This window comes from Cupriavidus sp. BIC8F (assembly GCF_032465815.1).
GTDB lineage: Bacteria > Pseudomonadota > Gammaproteobacteria > Burkholderiales > Burkholderiaceae > Cupriavidus > Cupriavidus necator.
On record NZ_CP136095.1, the window covers coordinates 594,307 to 608,997 of the forward strand.

General features: G+C 69.0%; 14 protein-coding genes. 4 read left to right on the forward strand and 10 right to left on the reverse strand.

From position 1 onward, the window contains the following. Positions 1–19: 19 nt before the first annotated feature. The 3 genes from RS901_RS22955 to RS901_RS22965 all read right to left on the reverse strand — a co-directional run bounded on the left by RS901_RS22955 (position 20) and on the right by RS901_RS22965 (position 3,205). Positions 20–997 (reverse strand): alpha-ketoacid dehydrogenase subunit beta, encoded by a 978-nt coding sequence (locus RS901_RS22955; RefSeq protein ID WP_316156216.1) that lies wholly within the window; start codon positions 995–997, stop codon positions 20–22. A 44-nt stretch (positions 998–1,041) separates the two neighbouring features. Next, the gene (gene pdhA, locus RS901_RS22960) at positions 1,042–2,127 is read right to left on the reverse strand and encodes a pyruvate dehydrogenase (acetyl-transferring) E1 component subunit alpha (protein WP_316156218.1); all 1,086 of its coding nucleotides are present in this window, start codon (positions 2,125–2,127) and stop codon (positions 1,042–1,044) included. A gap of 256 nt (positions 2,128–2,383) precedes the next feature. Then, a complete protein-coding gene (locus RS901_RS22965) occupies positions 2,384–3,205 on the reverse strand; it encodes a MetQ/NlpA family ABC transporter substrate-binding protein (protein ID WP_316156221.1) in 822 nt (273 codons plus the stop codon). Positions 3,206–3,388: 183 nt separating this feature from the next. On the opposite strand from RS901_RS22965, the gene RS901_RS22970 reads away from it, so the two are divergent. Continuing rightward, positions 3,389–3,745 carry a hypothetical protein gene (locus RS901_RS22970; RefSeq protein WP_316156223.1) on the forward strand — a complete coding sequence of 119 codons (357 nt, stop codon included), beginning with the start codon at positions 3,389–3,391 and terminating at the stop codon, positions 3,743–3,745. A 282-nt stretch (positions 3,746–4,027) separates the two neighbouring features. Beyond that, positions 4,028–4,987, forward strand: a complete 960-nt coding sequence (locus RS901_RS22975) for a lysylphosphatidylglycerol synthase domain-containing protein (RefSeq protein ID WP_316156225.1) — start codon at positions 4,028–4,030, stop codon at positions 4,985–4,987. Between the two features lie 105 nt (positions 4,988–5,092). On the opposite strand, the gene RS901_RS22980 is transcribed toward RS901_RS22975, so the two are convergent. From RS901_RS22980 to RS901_RS23010, 7 genes are all read right to left on the reverse strand, one after another. Beyond that, positions 5,093–6,367, reverse strand: a complete 1,275-nt coding sequence (locus RS901_RS22980) for an O-acetylhomoserine aminocarboxypropyltransferase/cysteine synthase family protein (protein WP_316156227.1) — start codon at positions 6,365–6,367, stop codon at positions 5,093–5,095. A gap of 230 nt (positions 6,368–6,597) precedes the next feature. Next, the gene (locus RS901_RS22985; RefSeq protein ID WP_316156229.1) at positions 6,598–7,971 is read right to left on the reverse strand and encodes an LLM class flavin-dependent oxidoreductase; all 1,374 of its coding nucleotides are present in this window, start codon (positions 7,969–7,971) and stop codon (positions 6,598–6,600) included. 31 nt (positions 7,972–8,002) lie between these two features. Beyond that, positions 8,003–8,965: a TauD/TfdA family dioxygenase gene (locus tag RS901_RS22990; protein WP_316156231.1), complete on the reverse strand. Its 963-nt coding sequence runs from the start codon at positions 8,963–8,965 to the stop codon at positions 8,003–8,005. Between the two features lie 30 nt (positions 8,966–8,995). Beyond that, positions 8,996–9,790, reverse strand: coding sequence for an ABC transporter ATP-binding protein (locus RS901_RS22995; protein WP_316156232.1), 795 nt, complete (start codon positions 9,788–9,790; stop codon positions 8,996–8,998). 33 nt (positions 9,791–9,823) lie between these two features. Next, positions 9,824–10,621 carry an ABC transporter permease gene (locus RS901_RS23000; RefSeq protein ID WP_316156234.1) on the reverse strand — a complete coding sequence of 266 codons (798 nt, stop codon included), beginning with the start codon at positions 10,619–10,621 and terminating at the stop codon, positions 9,824–9,826. A 12-nt stretch (positions 10,622–10,633) separates the two neighbouring features. Next, entirely contained in the window at positions 10,634–11,470 is an 837-nt protein-coding gene (locus RS901_RS23005) for an ABC transporter permease (RefSeq protein ID WP_316156237.1), read from the reverse strand. 4 nt (positions 11,471–11,474) lie between these two features. Then, positions 11,475–12,605, reverse strand: coding sequence for an ABC transporter substrate-binding protein (locus tag RS901_RS23010; RefSeq protein WP_316156239.1), 1,131 nt, complete (start codon positions 12,603–12,605; stop codon positions 11,475–11,477). A 215-nt stretch (positions 12,606–12,820) separates the two neighbouring features. Here RS901_RS23010 and soxC point away from each other — a divergent pair, with 215 nt between their 5' ends. Both soxC and RS901_RS23020 read left to right on the forward strand, forming a co-directional pair. Beyond that, the gene (gene soxC / locus RS901_RS23015) at positions 12,821–14,062 is read left to right on the forward strand and encodes a sulfite dehydrogenase (protein WP_316156244.1); all 1,242 of its coding nucleotides are present in this window, start codon (positions 12,821–12,823) and stop codon (positions 14,060–14,062) included. Then, positions 14,049–14,636: a cytochrome c gene (locus RS901_RS23020; RefSeq protein WP_316156246.1), complete on the forward strand. Its 588-nt coding sequence runs from the start codon at positions 14,049–14,051 to the stop codon at positions 14,634–14,636. Before soxC ends, RS901_RS23020 begins: the two co-directional genes overlap by 14 nt. The last annotated feature ends 55 nt before the right edge of the window (positions 14,637–14,691 follow it).

Here is a 14,691-nt window from a genome sequence, read left to right on the forward strand (position 1 = left end):
ATCGTCGGCAATTCCCGCGTTATGCCGCCATCGCCTTGCGCGCCGCGTCGACGATGCGGGCGACGCCAGGCAGGTAGGTGTATTCCAGCCGCGCCAGCGGCACCACGGTGTCGAAGCCGGTCACGCGCTGCACCGGCGCGGCCAGTGAGTAGAGACCCGCGTCGGCCAGCTGCGCGGCGATCTCGGCGCCGAAGCCGGCGGTGCGCGGTGCCTCGTGCACGATCACGCAGCGGCCCGTGCGCGTCACCGATTCCAGGATGGTCTGCATGTCCAGCGGCTTGAGCGTGGCCACGTCGATGACCGTGGCCGTCACGCTCTCGCCGGCCAATGCGTCCGCGGCGGCGAGCGTCTCCTGCACCATCGCGCCCCAGCTCACCAGCGTGATATCGCTGCCTTCGCGCAGCGTGAAGCAGGTGTCCAGCGGCAGCGCCGCGCCGTCGTCGGCCACTTCCTGGCGGAACAGGCGGTACAGCCGCGTGGGTTCGAGGAAGATGACCGGGTCCGGATCGGCGATGGCCGCCAGCAGCAGCCCATACGCGCGCGCCGGCGATGAGGGCACCACCACGCGGATGCCGGGCATATGCGCGAACATCGCTTCCGGGCTTTCGGAATGATGCTCGGGTGCATGGATGCCGGCACCGCACGGCGAGCGCACCACCATCGGACACGACAGGCGCCCGCGCGTGCGGTGCCGCATGCGTCCGGCGTGGTTGATGATGTGGTCGATCGCCGGGTAGATAAAGCCGGTGAACTGGATCTCGGCCACGGGCTTGAGCCCCATTGCCGCCATGCCGATCGCCGCGCCGACGATGCCGCCTTCGGCCAGCGGCGTATCCATGACGCGCGCCGCGCCAAAGCGCGCCTGCAGGCCCGCGGTGGCGCGGAACACGCCGCCATTGACGCCGATATCCTCGCCCAGCAGCAGCACATCGGGATCGTGATCCAGCGCATGGGCCAGCGCCAGGTTGACTGCTTCGACCAGATTGATTTCCGCCATGGTTCGCTCGCTGTGGTGCTACGTGGAGGCGCAGGGTTCGCTGCTTATCCGTGCGGCGCCGGGAAGCGCCGGGCAATCTCCAGCTGCGCCTGCAATTCGGCCGGCATGGCCGCGTACAGGCAGTCGAACATCGCGGCCGGATCCGGCGGCGGCATGGCCAGGTAAGTCTCGACGGCCTGCGCCACCTGCTGCGAGCAGGCCTTGACCAGCGCTTCCTCGCGCGCCGCGTCCCACGCGCGCAGCGCCAGCAGGTGCGTGCGCAGCCGCAGCAGCGGCTCTTCCTGCCAGTGCGCCTTGACGCTGGCCTCGTCGCGGTAGCGCGAGGCGTCGTCGGCGGTGGTGTGGTCGCCCAGGCGGTAGGTGATGGCCTCGATCAGCGCGGGGCCGCCGCCATCGCGCGCGCGCGCGATGGCCTCGCCGACGCGGTGCCGCACTGCGACCACGTCGTTGCCGTCGATCTGCTCGCCGGGGATGCCGGCGGCGATGGCCTTCTGCGCCAGCGTCTGCGCCGCGGTCTGGCCGCTGCGCGGCATCGAGATTGCCCACTGGTTGTTGTTGATCACGATCACCAGCGGCGCGTGCCACGCGCCGGCCATGTTCATGCCTTCATAGAAATCGCCCTTGGAGGTGCCGCCATCGCCCAGCAGGCAGACTGCCACGCGCGGCTCGGCGCGCAGCTGGAACGCATAGGCGGCGCCGGCCGCGTGGCAGACCTGGGTGCCAATCGGCACGCAGTTGGCAAAATCATGCGGCGCCGCCGCAAAGCCGCTGCCGCGTTCGTCGCCGCCCCAGTACAGCAGGCTCTCGGTCATCGTGACGCCGCGCACAAACTGCGCCGCGTGGTCCCGGTACGAGGGCACCAGCACGTCTTCGGGCCGCATCGCAAAGGCCACGCCCACGCCGATGGCTTCCTGGCCGAGTGCCGAGGCAAAGGTGCCGATCTTGCCGGTGCGCTGCAGTGCAATCGCTTTCAGGTCGAACTGGCGCGTCAGCACCATCGCCTGGTACAACGGCACCAGTGCATCAGGGTCGCTGGCGAATGGCGGTGGGGAAGAGGTGGGGGAGGAAGTGTCGCCCGGCGGGGCAAGGTAGCGGGTGTAGCCGATCTCAAAGCGCGCAACCGTGGACATGGCAGGTCTCTCGATGCGGTTGTCTCGACAGGATCCGCTGGGACGGCAGCGAGGATCTTCGCAGCTATCCGCAGCAATGATCGCGTTGTGATCCCTGCCGCGCTTTTTGGGCGCGGGGGACTTGAGCTTGAGTGTAGGGCATTTGCGCGGCGCGCGCGGCGCAAAATTGTCTTGCTGCGCACAATGCGCGCGACAGCGGCCCCCAAATGCAAGAAAGCGCCTGGCGGCGCTTTCTTGCTGGCGAGAGCGCGGTGGCTCAGCGTTGGTACGGCGGCTGGACGAAGCCCGCAAAACGCTGCTGCGTCACGGCCTTGAACTCCGCCGACTCGTAGGCTTCGCGGATGTCCTTGACGAAGGGCTTGTTCAGGTCCGCCGTCTTCACCGCGACCAGGTTCATGTAGTAGTCGGGGATCTTTTCCAGCGCCAGCGCCGAGGTCAGCTTCAGGCCCGAGGCCAGGGCATAGTTGCCGTTGACGAAGGCGTAGTCCACGTCATCGAGCGAGCGCGGCAGCTGGGCGGCTTCCAGCTGGATCAGCTTGAGCTTGTGCGGGTTGGCGTCGATGTCGCGCTCGCTGGCGCGGATCGGGTCGGTGCCCGGCTTGAGCGTGACCCAGCCGATCTGCTGCAGGATGGCGATGGCGCGCGCCAGGTTGGTCGGGTCGTTCGGCAGCGACACGGTATTGCCGGGCTTCACCTCGGCCAGGCCCTTGTGCTTGCGGCTGTAGATGCCGATCGGCGCGGTCGGCACCTGGATCACGTCGGTCAGCGCCAGCTTGCGGTCGGCCGAGAACTTCTTCAGATAGGCCACGTGCTGGAACGCATTGGCGTCGATGGCGCCGTCGGCCAGCGCCAGGTTGGGCTGCACGTAGTCGCTGAACTCAATGATGGTGACCTTGTAGCCGCGCATTTCCAGCACCGGCTTCACGCCATAGCGGATCTGGTCGGCGTAGGGACCGGCGGTGGCGCCGAAGCGGATTTCCTTCTTGTCCGGATCGGCCGCGCCCGCACCCTGCATCACGCCCAGTGCCAGCACTGCCGCGGCCAGCCGTGCGACGAAGCCGAATTTCCCGTATTGCATCTGATGCTCCCCGTCATGTTGTTGGAGGCCTGCAGCGTCCTGCTGCGGCGTCGGGTCATTGTATGGAAAGGCAGGCAATAGGCGAACGAGTTATTCCGCATGGTCATATGCCGCTCGTGAATAAGGGCGCCGGCGCCTGGCTGCACTACGCTGAAGGACAGCGTCACCCGTTTGGAGGCGGCCATGCCCGAACAACTTACCCGGCATCCCGAAGTCACGATCCAGGTCTTGCGCAGCGCCGGGGCCAACTGTGGCGAGGGCGCCCCGCAGGCCATCCTCAAGGCCTGCCCGCGCGAGCGCTTCTGCAAGCTGCCGGGCGGGGAGATCTGCGTGTATGGCCTGGACGGGGCGCAGGCGATGACGCAGTTCACGGCTGCCGACTGGCAGTCGCTCGCGCCCCTCGTGCGGGGCCGCGCGGATGCGGGCGCCGCGGCGGGCTGGGCGGGGACCACTGCCGCGGTGTTCATTGCCGGGCTTGCCGCCGGTGCGCTGGCGGCCGCGGCCCTGGCACGCTGGCGGCGCAGCCGTGGCCGGGGTTGACGCACCCGCGCTGGCACAGTGTTTGCGGCTTTCTCAGGTCATGACACCGATGCAGTTCGCCTCCAATCGTTTCCGCCGGCCAGGGCACGGCGCAGAGCGCCTTCTGTCATACGGGTTCGGCACGATCCCATGCGCGCGCGAAAGCGCACTGCCGGAAACTTTTATCCTGTTTGAAGCCGGGGCAGGCCAGAAATTGCATGGCGGGCTGGCGGCAGGCCTGCATTCCTGCACATTCCCGCCGCGGCCGGTGTTGCGGCGCGCGCAGACAAGGGGAGGCGCGCAATGATGGGCGCGACGACTTTCTCGGCCATCCGCCAGCACGCGCACTGGCCCGCGTGGCGCCGTGCCATCGGCATCCTGTTCATTGCCGCGGTGCTGGCGCTGATCGCGCGCAAGCTGGGCACCATTGACTGGGACGCGGTGCTGGCCGCGCTGCGCGGCTTCAACGCCCGCACGCTGGTGCCGGCGGCGGCCTTCGTTGCGCTGAGCGGCTTGCTGTACAGCCAGTTCGACCGCCTCGGCTGCCACTATGCCGGACACCCGTTGCCGGCGTGGCGGGTGATGGCGATCGCTTATGTCAGCTACACGCTCAGCCTCAACCTCGGGGCCACGCTGGGCGGCGCGGGTGTGCGTTATCGCCTGTACACGCGCGCCGGGCTGACCCTGCCGCAGATCTGGAGCCTGTTCGTGGTGGTGGTGAGCAGCAACTGGCTCGGCTATGCCTTGCTCGCGGGGGGCATCCTGGTGGCGCAGCAGGTGGTGCTGCCGCCGGAGTGGGGCATTCCCGCGGCGCTGACACGGGTGCTGGGCGCGCTGATGCTGGCGGTGCCGGCTGCCTACCTGGCTGCCTGTGCCACCTGGCACGGCCGCCACCGGACCGTGCGCGACCACGACATCCATGTGCCGTCGATGGGTTTCGCGGCGCTGCAGTGCCTGTTGTCGGCGGCCCACTGGATGGCGATGGCGGCCATCCTGCATTCGCTGCTGCATACGCATGCGGGGTACTTCACGGTGCTTGGGGTGTTGCTGGCCTCGGGGCTGGCGGGCGTGGTGGTGCGGATCCCGGGGGGGCTCGGCGTGATCGAGACCGTGTTCCTGACGATGCTGGGCGGGCAGGTGCCGCACGGGCTGCTGTTGGCGGCGCTGATTGTCTATCGCGCGTTGTATTACCTGATTCCGCTGATGATCGGGTCGATCAGCTACTTCGTGCTGGAGGCGCACGGCAAGCGTGGTGAAGGGTAGGTTGTGCTGGCGGTATGCCACCGCCTGCCCTCGCCCCGTGCCCCTCTCCCGCAAGCGGGAGAGGGGAGCAAACCAGCGGGTCGCTCTGACGTCTGCAGCCTGGGCTCAGGCCGCCGCCAGCGCGCGATCCAGGTCTTCGATCAGATCATCGATATGCTCGATGCCGACCGACAGCCGCACCATGTCCTCACTGACGCCAGCCGCCTTCAGTTCATCCGCATTGAGTTGCCGATGCGTGGTCGACGCGGGATGCGTGGCCAGCGACTTGGCATCGCCGATATTGACCAGCCGCGTGAACAGCTGCAGCGCATCCAGGAAGCGGGCGCCGCCTTCGCGGCCGCCTTGCTTCAGGCCGAACGACAGGATGCCGGGACCGCGCCCGCCCAGGTACTTCTGCACCAGCGCGTGGTCGGCATGGTCGGGCAGGCCGGCGAAGTTGACCCAGTCCACCTTCGGATGCTGCTGCAGGTGGCGCGCGATCGCCAGCGCGTTCTCGGTGATGCGGTCCAGCCGCAGCGCCAGGGTCTCGATGCCCTGCAGGATCAGGAAGGCATTGAACGGCGACAGCGCTGCGCCGGTATTGCGCAGCGGCACCACGCGCGCGCGGCCGATATAGGCGGCCGGTCCCAGCGCCTCGGTGTAGACCACGCCGTGGTAGGACACGTCGGGCTCGTTCAGGCGCTTGAAGCGCTCCTTGTGCTTGGCCCACGGGAACTTGCCGCTGTCGATGATGGCGCCGCCGACGCTGTTGCCATGGCCGCCCAGGTACTTGGTCAGCGAATGCACGACGATGTCCGCGCCATGCTCGAACGGCCGGCACAGGTAGGGCGACGGCACCGTGTTGTCGACGATCAGCGGAACGCCGTGGTTGTGCGCCACGCGCGCAATGGCTTCGATATCCACCACGTTGCCGAGCGGGTTGCCCACCGACTCCACGAAGATCGCCTTGGTGCGCGCGTCGATCAGGTCGCCGAAGCTGGCCGGGTTGCGGCCATCGGCAAAGCGGGTCTCGATGCCGGACTGCGGCAGCGTGTGCGCCAGCAGGTTGTAGGTGCCGCCATAGAGCTGGCTCGACGAGATGATGTTGTCGCCGGCCTCGGCAATGGTCTGGATCGCATACGTGATCGCCGCCATGCCGGACGCCAGCGCCAGCGCGCCCACGCCGCCCTCGAGCGCGGCCAGGCGCTGCTCGAGCACGTCGTTGGTCGGGTTCATGATGCGGCTGTAGATATTGCCGGCCACCTTCAGGTCGAACAGGTCGGCGCCGTGCTGGGCGCTGTCGAAGGCGTAGGCCACCGTCTGGTAGATGGGCACGGCCACCGCGCGCGTGGTGGGATCGGGCGAATAGCCGCCATGGACGGCCAGGGTTTCGAGTCTCATCTTCTTCTCTCTTCGTCTCGCTGTTGGGTGCCGGACCGGCGCGACGGGGCAAGGCCTGCCGTGGCGCCGGGCATGCCGAGCGGTGCGCCGCGCGGGCGCACCAGGCCGTGCGATGGTACCAGCCGGCCCGCGCACGCCCCTGCGGCGTGGACGCTATGGTTGCCGACGGCGCTGGCGCGAGGCAAGGAAACTTATTGCATTTGGATATGCGCGGCGCCGCTGCGCAGGGGTCATGCCCCGACCGCGAGCGGAGGTTCGGCGTGCTGCCAGCGCAGGTTCTCCGGCCGGCGCAGCCCGAGGTGCTCGCGTAGCGTGGTGCCCGTATAGCGCTCGCGGAACAGCCCGCGCCGGCGCAGCTCCGGCAGCACCAGTTCGATGAAGTCATCGAGCCCGCCCGGCAGCCAGGGCGGCATGACATTGAAGCCATCGGCGGCCTCGCCCTCGAACCACGCCTGCAGCTGGTCGGCGATGGACTGCGGCGTGCCGTGGATCGACCAGTGGCCGCGCGCGGTGGCCACGCGCAGGCACAGCTGGCGGATGGTGAGCCCCTCGCGCCGGGCCAGGCCGGTAACCAGCTGGAAGCGGCTCTTGGCGCCGTTCGGTTCGGCCAGGTTGTCGGGCAGCGGGCCGTCCAGCGGATAGCCGCTCAGGTCGATCCCGCCCAGGTGCTGCGACAGCAGGGCCAGCCCCACCGACGGATGGATCAGGCCTTGCAGCGCTTCGAATTTCTCCTGCGCCTCGGCCTCGCTGCGGCCCACCACCGGGAACACGCCCGGCAGGATCTTGAGCTGGTCGGGCGTGCGGCCATAGCGCGCGAGCCGCGCTTTCAGGCCACGATAGAAGGCCTGCGCATCGGCCAGCGACTGCTGCACGGTGAAGATGACCTCGGCGGTGCGTGCGGCCAGCTCCTGTCCGGCCTCGGATGAACCAGCCTGCACGATCACCGGATGGCCCTGCGGCGGGCGCGGGACGTTGAGCGGCCCGCGCACCTGGAAGTGCGCGCCGCGATGGTCCAGCGTGTGCAGCTTGTCCGCATCGAAATGCAGGCCGCTGTCCTTGTCGTACAGGAGGGCATCGTCCTCCCAGGTGTCCCACAGTCCGGTGACCACGTCGACGAACTCTGCGGCACGGGCGTAGCGGTCAGCGTGCGCGGGATGACGTTCGAGGCTGAAGTTGCGCGCTTCGGCATCCGACCACGACGTCACCACGTTCCAGCCCGCGCGGCCGCCGCTGAGGTGGTCGAGCGAGGCGAACTTGCGCGCCACATGAAAGGGCTCGTTGTAGGTGGTGGAGACGGTCGCCACCAGGCCGATGCGCTGCGTCACCGCCGCCAGTGCCGACAGCAGCGTCAGCGGCTCGAAGGTGGCGGCGCGCGCGGTGCGCGGCAGGGTGGCATCGTCCATGCCGCGGATGGCGACGCCGTCCGCCAGGAACAGGGCATCGAACCCCGCGACCTCGGCGCGCTGCGCCAGCGCGATGTAGTGCGCCCGGTTGCGCCCGGCATCGGCCTGCGCGCCCGGATGGCGCCACCCGGCGACATGGTGCCCGGTGGCCTGGAGAAAGGCGCCCAGATGCAGCTGGCGCGGCGGCTTTTGCTGTGACATCGATCGTGCTCCCCGGAAGAAACTGGCTGGATCAGGCCGCTTGCCGTTGCGCGGCACCGGCGGACTGGTTGGCCGGCGCCGCGCCCTCGCTGCGCACGCCCGCCTTCACCGCCTTGCTGCGGCGGCCATCCACACCCACCGGGATGTCGCCGGCCACGGTGGCGCGGCGCACCACGCGGTGCGCGTCGCCATAGTCGTTGATGGCGTAGTGCTGGGTGGCGCGGTTGTCCCAGACGGCGACGTCGCCCGCGCGCCAGCGCCAGCGCACGGTGTTTTCCAGCCGGTGCACATGGCCCTGCAGCACGGCAATCAGGTGCGCCGAATCGGCCGACGCGTAGTCCAGCAGCTTCTTGACGAAGTGGCCCAGCACCAGCGTGCGTTCGCCGGTTTCCGGATGCACACGCACCACCGGGTGTTCGGTCTCGTAAAGCGCCGAGGTGAATACTTCGCGATAGCGCTTCAGCCCTTCGTCGCTCGGATTGACGCGCGTGGCCGCGTAGTCGTAGTCGTTGGTGTGCAGCGCCCACAGCTTGTCGGCCAGTTCGCGCAGCGGCTCGGGCAGGTCCTGGTACGCGGCGGCGGTGTTGGCCCACACCGTGTCGCCGCCGGCGGCGGGAACGGTCACGGCGCGCAGCACCGAGACCGCGGGGTAGGCCAGGTCGAAGGTCACGTCGGTATGCCAGGAATTGGCGCGGCCGCCGTGCTGCGAGTCGAGCTCTAGCAATTGCGTGCCGTCGCGCGAGGGCACTGTCGGATGCGGCACGGTGTCGCCGAACAGGCGCGCAAAGCCCTGCTGTGCGGCATCGTCCAGATGCACCTGGTCGCGGAAGAACAGCACCTTGTGCCTGAGCAAGGCTGCGCGGATGGCGGCGAAGGTGGCGGGCGGCAGGTCGCCGTGCAGCGCGACGCCGCGGATCTCGGCGCCGATGCGGCCGGCAACCGGGTGGATGTCGAGCTGGACGGTCAGGTCTTGCGTGGCGTTGGCTTGGGTCATCACGAAGCTCCGGAGGGGATCAGGGGTGGGTCAGGCTAGTTCAGGTTCGGGCGCCCGCTGCACGACAGGCTCCTGCCCGGCGAATTCGCGCAGCACGGCATCGCGCACGCGCGCGAAGGGAAGGCCGGCGCGTTCGCGCGGATGGGGCAGGTCCACCGGCAGGACGCGGCGGATGCGGCCGGGCCGGGGTTCCATCACCACCACGCGGTCGCCCAGGAAGACCGCTTCCTCGACATCGTGGGTGACCAGGATCATGGTGATGCCCTCGGCCTGCCAGATGCGCTGCAGCTCCTGCTGCAGGTAGGACCGCGTCATCGCGTCGAGCGCGCCGAAGGGCTCGTCGAGCAGCAGGATCTCGGGCCGCGTCACCAGTGCCCGCGCAATCGCCACGCGTTGCGACATGCCGCCAGAGAGCTGGTGCGGATGGGCCTGCTCGAAGCCGCGCAGGCCCACCAGCGCGATATGCTCGGCAACGTTGCGGTCTTTCTCCGCGTCGCTGCCCGGCGTGTTGAGCAGCGCCAGCCGGATGTTCTGTTCCACCGTCAGCCACGGGAACAGCCGGTGCTCCTGGAACACGATGCCGCGCTGCAGGCTGGTGCCCGCTACGCGCTTGCCGTCCAGCAGGATCTCGCCGCGGTAATCCTCTTCCAGGCCCACCACCAGCCGCAGCAGGGTGGACTTGCCGCAGCCGCTGGCGCCGACGATGCTGACGAACTCGCCCGGGGCGATGGTCAGGGCGATGTCCTCGAGCACGGGCAGCGCCCGGCCCTCGACTTCGTACTGCTTGTGCAGGTGCGCGATGCTTAGCGTGCCGGCATGTGGCATTTGCGGTCTCCGTTCAATAAGGGGCAGCGTGGCTCAGCCCGCGGCTACCGAGCGCCCGCGCCAGGCGAGCAGGCGGGATTCGATGCGGCTGGCGATCCAGTTCAGCGTGAAGCCGACCAGGCCGACCACGATCACGCCGAAGATCACCAGGTCCATCCAGAAGTTCTCGCGGCCGTCAGTCATGGTGTTGCCGATGCCCTTGCCGGATACCAGCAGGTACTCCGCGCCGAGCGTGGCCAGCCACGCATAGATCAGCCCCAGGTGGATGCCGGCGAAGATCGACGGGGCGGCCGACGGCAGCACCACGCGCCACAGCACCTGGGTGCGGTTGAATCGCAAGACGCGCGCAACCTCGAGCAGGTCGGCCGGCACGGCGCGGATGCCTTCGAAGGTGTTGAGCACCACCGGGAAGAACGCGGCCAGCGACAGGAACACCACCTTGGCGGCATCGCCCAGCCCGAACCAGACCGAGATCAGCGGGATCCATGCAAACAGCGAGATCTGCTTGACCGTGTGAAAGCTCGGGCCGACCAGGCGCTCGAACAGGCGCGACAGCCCCAGCGCCGTGCCGAACACCAGTCCGGCGCTGGCGCCGATGGCAAAGCCGGCCAGGTCGCGCCACAGGCTGGCGGCCAATGCCGTGGCCAGCGCGCCGCTCTGCACCTGGCGCACGGCGGTGTCCCAGACGCTGGATACCGGCACCAGCAGCGGCGAAGTGGTCCAGCCAAAGCGCACGGCGGCCCACCACAGCGCGAGCAACGCGAGCGGCAGCACCCAGCCGCGCAGGGCGCGGGGCAGGCGGATACGGGGGCGGATAGCAGAAGTGGTCATCGCGGCCCCGCCTCAGAAGCCCGGCTTGCGCCAGCGCAGCACCGCGCCTTCGGCCAGCGCCAGCGTCTTGTCCAGCGCAAAGCCCACCACGCCCACCACCACCACCGCGGCCAGCACCATGTCGAGCTGGAACAGCTGGCGCCCGTAGACGATCATGTAGCCCAGCCCCTCGGACGAGGCCAGCAGCTCCACCACCACCAGCGCCAGCCACGCGTGCGTCAGGCCGTAGCGCACGCCGTTCCACACCGGCGCGGCCGCGGCGGGCAGCACCACGCGCGACAGCGTCTGCCAGCGCGTGAACTGCAGCACCCGCGCCACTTCCAGGTAGCGGGTCGGCACGCTGCCGATGCCCTTGTACGTGTTCAGTGCCACCGGCACGAAGGCGGCCTTGGCGATCAGGATCACCTTGAGCGCCTCGTCGATGCCGACCAGCAGCATCAGCAGCGGCAGCCAGCCCAGCACCGGCACCTGGCTGAACGCCTTGAAGGTCGGGTAAACGTAGTCGCGCAACGTCGGCGACAGGCCCATGGCCGCGCCCAGCGCCAGGCCGCCGGCCAGGCCCGCGGCAAAGCCACCGGCCACGCGCAGCGCGCTGATGGCCAGGTTGGCCTGCAGTTCACCGCTTTGCCAGAGGTCGGCCAGTGTGCGTGCGACGTCTTCGGGTGCGGGCAGCACCTGCGGCGGAATCCAGGCATTGCGGGCAGCCACATACCAGACCAGCAGCAGCGCCAGCGGCACCGGCCAGGCCAGCAGCCAGCGTGTGGCATCCTGCCAGCGCAGTGGCTTGCGCGGCGCAGCCACGCGCGGCGCTGCGGCGGCGGGCAGTGAAAGCGAATCGGCGATGAACATGATGTCAGGCTCCCAGGATCTTGCCGTTGGGTTGGTAGACGGGCCAGTAGCTCTGCAGGCTCAGGTCGGCGAGCGCCGCCTTCAGGAAGCGCTGGTCGATCCACTGGTCCACGTCAAAGCGCGCACGGCTCAGCTTGAAGCGATAGGCCTGCTCGACCGCATCCTTGTAGCGGCTGACCAGGAAGGGATCGAAATTCGGATTCAGCCGCACCCGCAGCGGCTCGCCGTCGAAGTCTTCCTTCCAGTGGTCATAAGGCGTGCCCGCACGCGCCCAGGTGCGCAGCACTTCTTCGCGATGGCTCTCGTCCGAGGCCCACCGCGCCGCCTCGACCGCGGCCTTCACCAGGTGCTGCGTGGCTTCCGGATAGCGCCCGGCGAACTCGTCGCTCACCAGTACGTGGCTTTGCCGTGTGTAGATCGGCGACTGGTTCTTGCTGGAGTACAGGATGCGCACCGCGCCCTTGTCGCGCAGGCGCAGGATGTCCATGGCGCCGATGGCGGCGTCGATGTCGCGCGTGGACAGCGCCGCCAGGTAGCCGGCCGTGTCCAGGTTCAGCAGGCGCAGGTCCTTGTCCGACAGCCCGTTCGCTTCCAGCAGGCGCAGCGCGGGCAGATGCATGTTGGTGCCCTTGAACAGCGACACGCGCTTGCCGCGCAGGTCGCTGACGGTCTTCAGCGGCGAGTCGGGCGGCACGCCCACGTAGATGTTGGCGCGCACGCCGGTGGCCAGCACCAGCCGCGTCTTCAGGCCCGCGGAGCGGGCTACGATGGACGGCAGGTCGCCCTGCAGCGCAAAGTCGAGCTGGTGGTTGGCCAGCGCCTCGTTGACGGCGGGGCCGGCGCCCTTGAAGAAAAACCACTCCACGCGCGTGCCGGTCGGCTTGAACGATTCCTCCAGCCAGCCGCGCGCATGGGCAATCGCCAGCGAGCTGCCGGCAAAGCTGGGCGGGGTGCCGGTGGCGGGCTGGGCCACGCCGACGCGGATCAGGTCGGGACGCGCGGCCGGGCTTGCGCTGAACGCGGACAGCGGCGACAGCGAAGCCGCCATGCACAGCCCGGACCAGGCCGCGCAGCGCAGCAGCTCGCGGCGGGTCAGCGTGTGTGCAGCGGTGGCATCGGGGCGCGGGTTCGTCATCGTGCAGACCTTCTTGAAGTGGAGGACGGCTCCACGATAAGCGGCGCTGCGCGCGGACCTGAACGAATGATTCCGGCTTTGGTTATCGGCCCCGCGCATATGGCGCGCGGCGCGGCGTTGGCATATCGGCATGCAATCTTCTTCGTTGGCCGAGCGCCGGTGCTGTCCTACAGTCTGCGCATTTTGATCCCTGCCAGGCTGACCAAGCCCTCACGATGAGCAATGACCTGACTTCCGGCCGCCGGCGCTTCCTGCAGCGCGGGGCGGTGCTGGGTGCCGCCGCGGCTGGCGCCGCCACTGTGGCGCGCGCAGAACCCCTGACGGTTGCGCCGTGGACGCGCACGCCGGGCGAGCCCGTGCTTTGGCATCCGTATGGCCAGCCGTCCCCGTTCGAGAAAGACGTGGTGCGGCGCAGCCGCAGCGCGGCGCCGCTGCCGGGCGCCAACTCGTCGATGACGCCGCTGCAGGACCTGCGCGGCATCATCACGCCGACCGGGCTGGTGTTCGAGCGCCATCACGCCGGCATCCCGCTGATTGACCCGGCGCAGCACCGGCTGGCCGTGCACGGGCTGGTGGCGCGCCCGCGCATCTTCACCATGGACGACCTGGTGCGCCTGCCGTCGGTGTCGCGCATCCATTTTCTGGAGTGCTCGGGCAACACCGGGCGCGAGTGGAAGGCGCCCGGCGCCAAGTCCGTGCAGATCAGCCACGGCTTGCTGTCTTGCTGTGAGTGGACCGGCGTGCCGTTGTCCGTGGTGCTGGACGAAGTCGGCGTGGCGCCGGAAGCTGCGTGGGTGCTGGCCGAGGGGGCCGATGGCGCAGCCATGACGCGCAGCGTGCCGCTGGCCAAGGCGTTGGAAGACGCACTGCTGGTTTATGCGCAGAACGGCGAGATGCTGCGCCCCGAGCATGGCTATCCGCTGCGGCTGTTCCTGCCAGGCTATGAGGGCAACATGTCCATCAAGTGGCTGCGGCGCCTGAAGCTGGGGCGCGCGCCGTTCATGTCGCGCGAAGAGACGTCGAAGTACACGGACTCCCTGCCCGACGGCAGCGCGCGGCAGTTCACCTTCCTGATGGACGTGAAGTCCGTGATCACCTTCCCCGCGCCGGATCACAAGCTGCGTGAGCGGGGATTCTATGAGATTTCGGGCCTGGCGTGGTCGGGCCACGGGCGTATCCGTCGCGTCGAGGTGTCGGTCGACGGCGGCCGCAGCTGGCGCGAGGCGCAGCTGCAGGAGCCGGTGCTGGACCGCGCGCTGGTGCGCTTCCGCCTGCCGTGGCGCTGGGATGGCGGGCCAGCTTCGCTGGAGAGCCGCGCCATCGACGAAGCCGGCAACGTCCAGCCCACGCCGGACCAGCTGGTGGCCGCGCGCGGCGTGGCTTCCACCTATCACTACAACGCGATCCAGCGCTGGCGCGTGGCCGCGGACGGGAGCATTGCCAATGCGCGCGCTTGAACGAATCAGTGGTGCCGCCGTCGTGCTGGCGCTGGCTTGCGCTGCCCAAACGGTCCTTGCGCAGAGCTACGGCATAGGCCGTCCCGCCAGCGAGCGCGATCTTGCCGCGTGGAATATCGACGTGACCCCGGACGGCACTGGCCTGCCGCCAGGCAGCGGCACGGTCGCGCGGGGCCAGCAGGTCTATGCGCTGCACTGTGCCGCCTGTCACGGCGTTAATGGCGAAGGCAAGCCGGCCGATGCGCTGGTGGGCGGGCAGGGCACGCTGAAGGACGCCGCCAGGGGCAAGGACCCGGTCAAGACCATCGGCAGCTTCTGGCCCTACGCGACCACGGTATTCGACTTCATCAATCGCGCCATGCCCTACAACGCGCCGCAGAGCCTGGCGCCGGACGAGGTCTATGCCGTCACCGCGTGGCTGCTGCACAGGAACGGCATCCTGCCCGCAGATGCGGTGCTGGACGCGCGCACGCTTGCGCAGGTGAAGATGCCGAACCGCGATGGCTTTGTCGCCGACGCGCGCCCGGATACGGCCAGCGTGCCGTGCCGCAGCGGTTGCCCTGGCAAGCCCTGATGGCCCGCCAATGTCGAGACATGGATATGCGATAAGCGGATAAGGGCCAGCGATA

Bases quoted from the DNA above. Each gene is read 5' to 3' on its own strand.
- RS901_RS22975 (WP_316156225.1), top strand. From the start codon at position 4,028: ATGATGGGCGCGACGACTTTCTCGGCCATCCGCCAGCACGCGCACTGG.
- RS901_RS22980 (WP_316156227.1), bottom strand. From the start codon at position 6,367: ATGAGACTCGAAACCCTGGCCGTCCATGGCGGCTATTCGCCCGATCCC.
- RS901_RS22955 (WP_316156216.1), bottom strand. From the start codon at position 997: ATGGCGGAAATCAATCTGGTCGAAGCAGTCAACCTGGCGCTGGCCCAT.
- RS901_RS22995 (WP_316156232.1), bottom strand. From the start codon at position 9,790: ATGCCACATGCCGGCACGCTAAGCATCGCGCACCTGCACAAGCAGTAC.
- RS901_RS23005 (WP_316156237.1), bottom strand. From the start codon at position 11,470: ATGTTCATCGCCGATTCGCTTTCACTGCCCGCCGCCGCAGCGCCGCGC.
- RS901_RS22990 (WP_316156231.1), bottom strand. From the start codon at position 8,965: ATGACCCAAGCCAACGCCACGCAAGACCTGACCGTCCAGCTCGACATC.
- RS901_RS23020 (WP_316156246.1), top strand. From the start codon at position 14,049: ATGCGCGCGCTTGAACGAATCAGTGGTGCCGCCGTCGTGCTGGCGCTG.
- soxC (WP_316156244.1), top strand. From the start codon at position 12,821: ATGAGCAATGACCTGACTTCCGGCCGCCGGCGCTTCCTGCAGCGCGGG.
- RS901_RS22965 (WP_316156221.1), bottom strand. From the start codon at position 3,205: ATGCAATACGGGAAATTCGGCTTCGTCGCACGGCTGGCCGCGGCAGTG.
- RS901_RS22985 (WP_316156229.1), bottom strand. From the start codon at position 7,971: ATGTCACAGCAAAAGCCGCCGCGCCAGCTGCATCTGGGCGCCTTTCTC.
- RS901_RS22970 (WP_316156223.1), top strand. From the start codon at position 3,389: ATGCCCGAACAACTTACCCGGCATCCCGAAGTCACGATCCAGGTCTTG.
- pdhA (WP_316156218.1), bottom strand. From the start codon at position 2,127: ATGTCCACGGTTGCGCGCTTTGAGATCGGCTACACCCGCTACCTTGCC.
- RS901_RS23010 (WP_316156239.1), bottom strand. From the start codon at position 12,605: ATGACGAACCCGCGCCCCGATGCCACCGCTGCACACACGCTGACCCGC.
- RS901_RS23000 (WP_316156234.1), bottom strand. From the start codon at position 10,621: ATGACCACTTCTGCTATCCGCCCCCGTATCCGCCTGCCCCGCGCCCTG.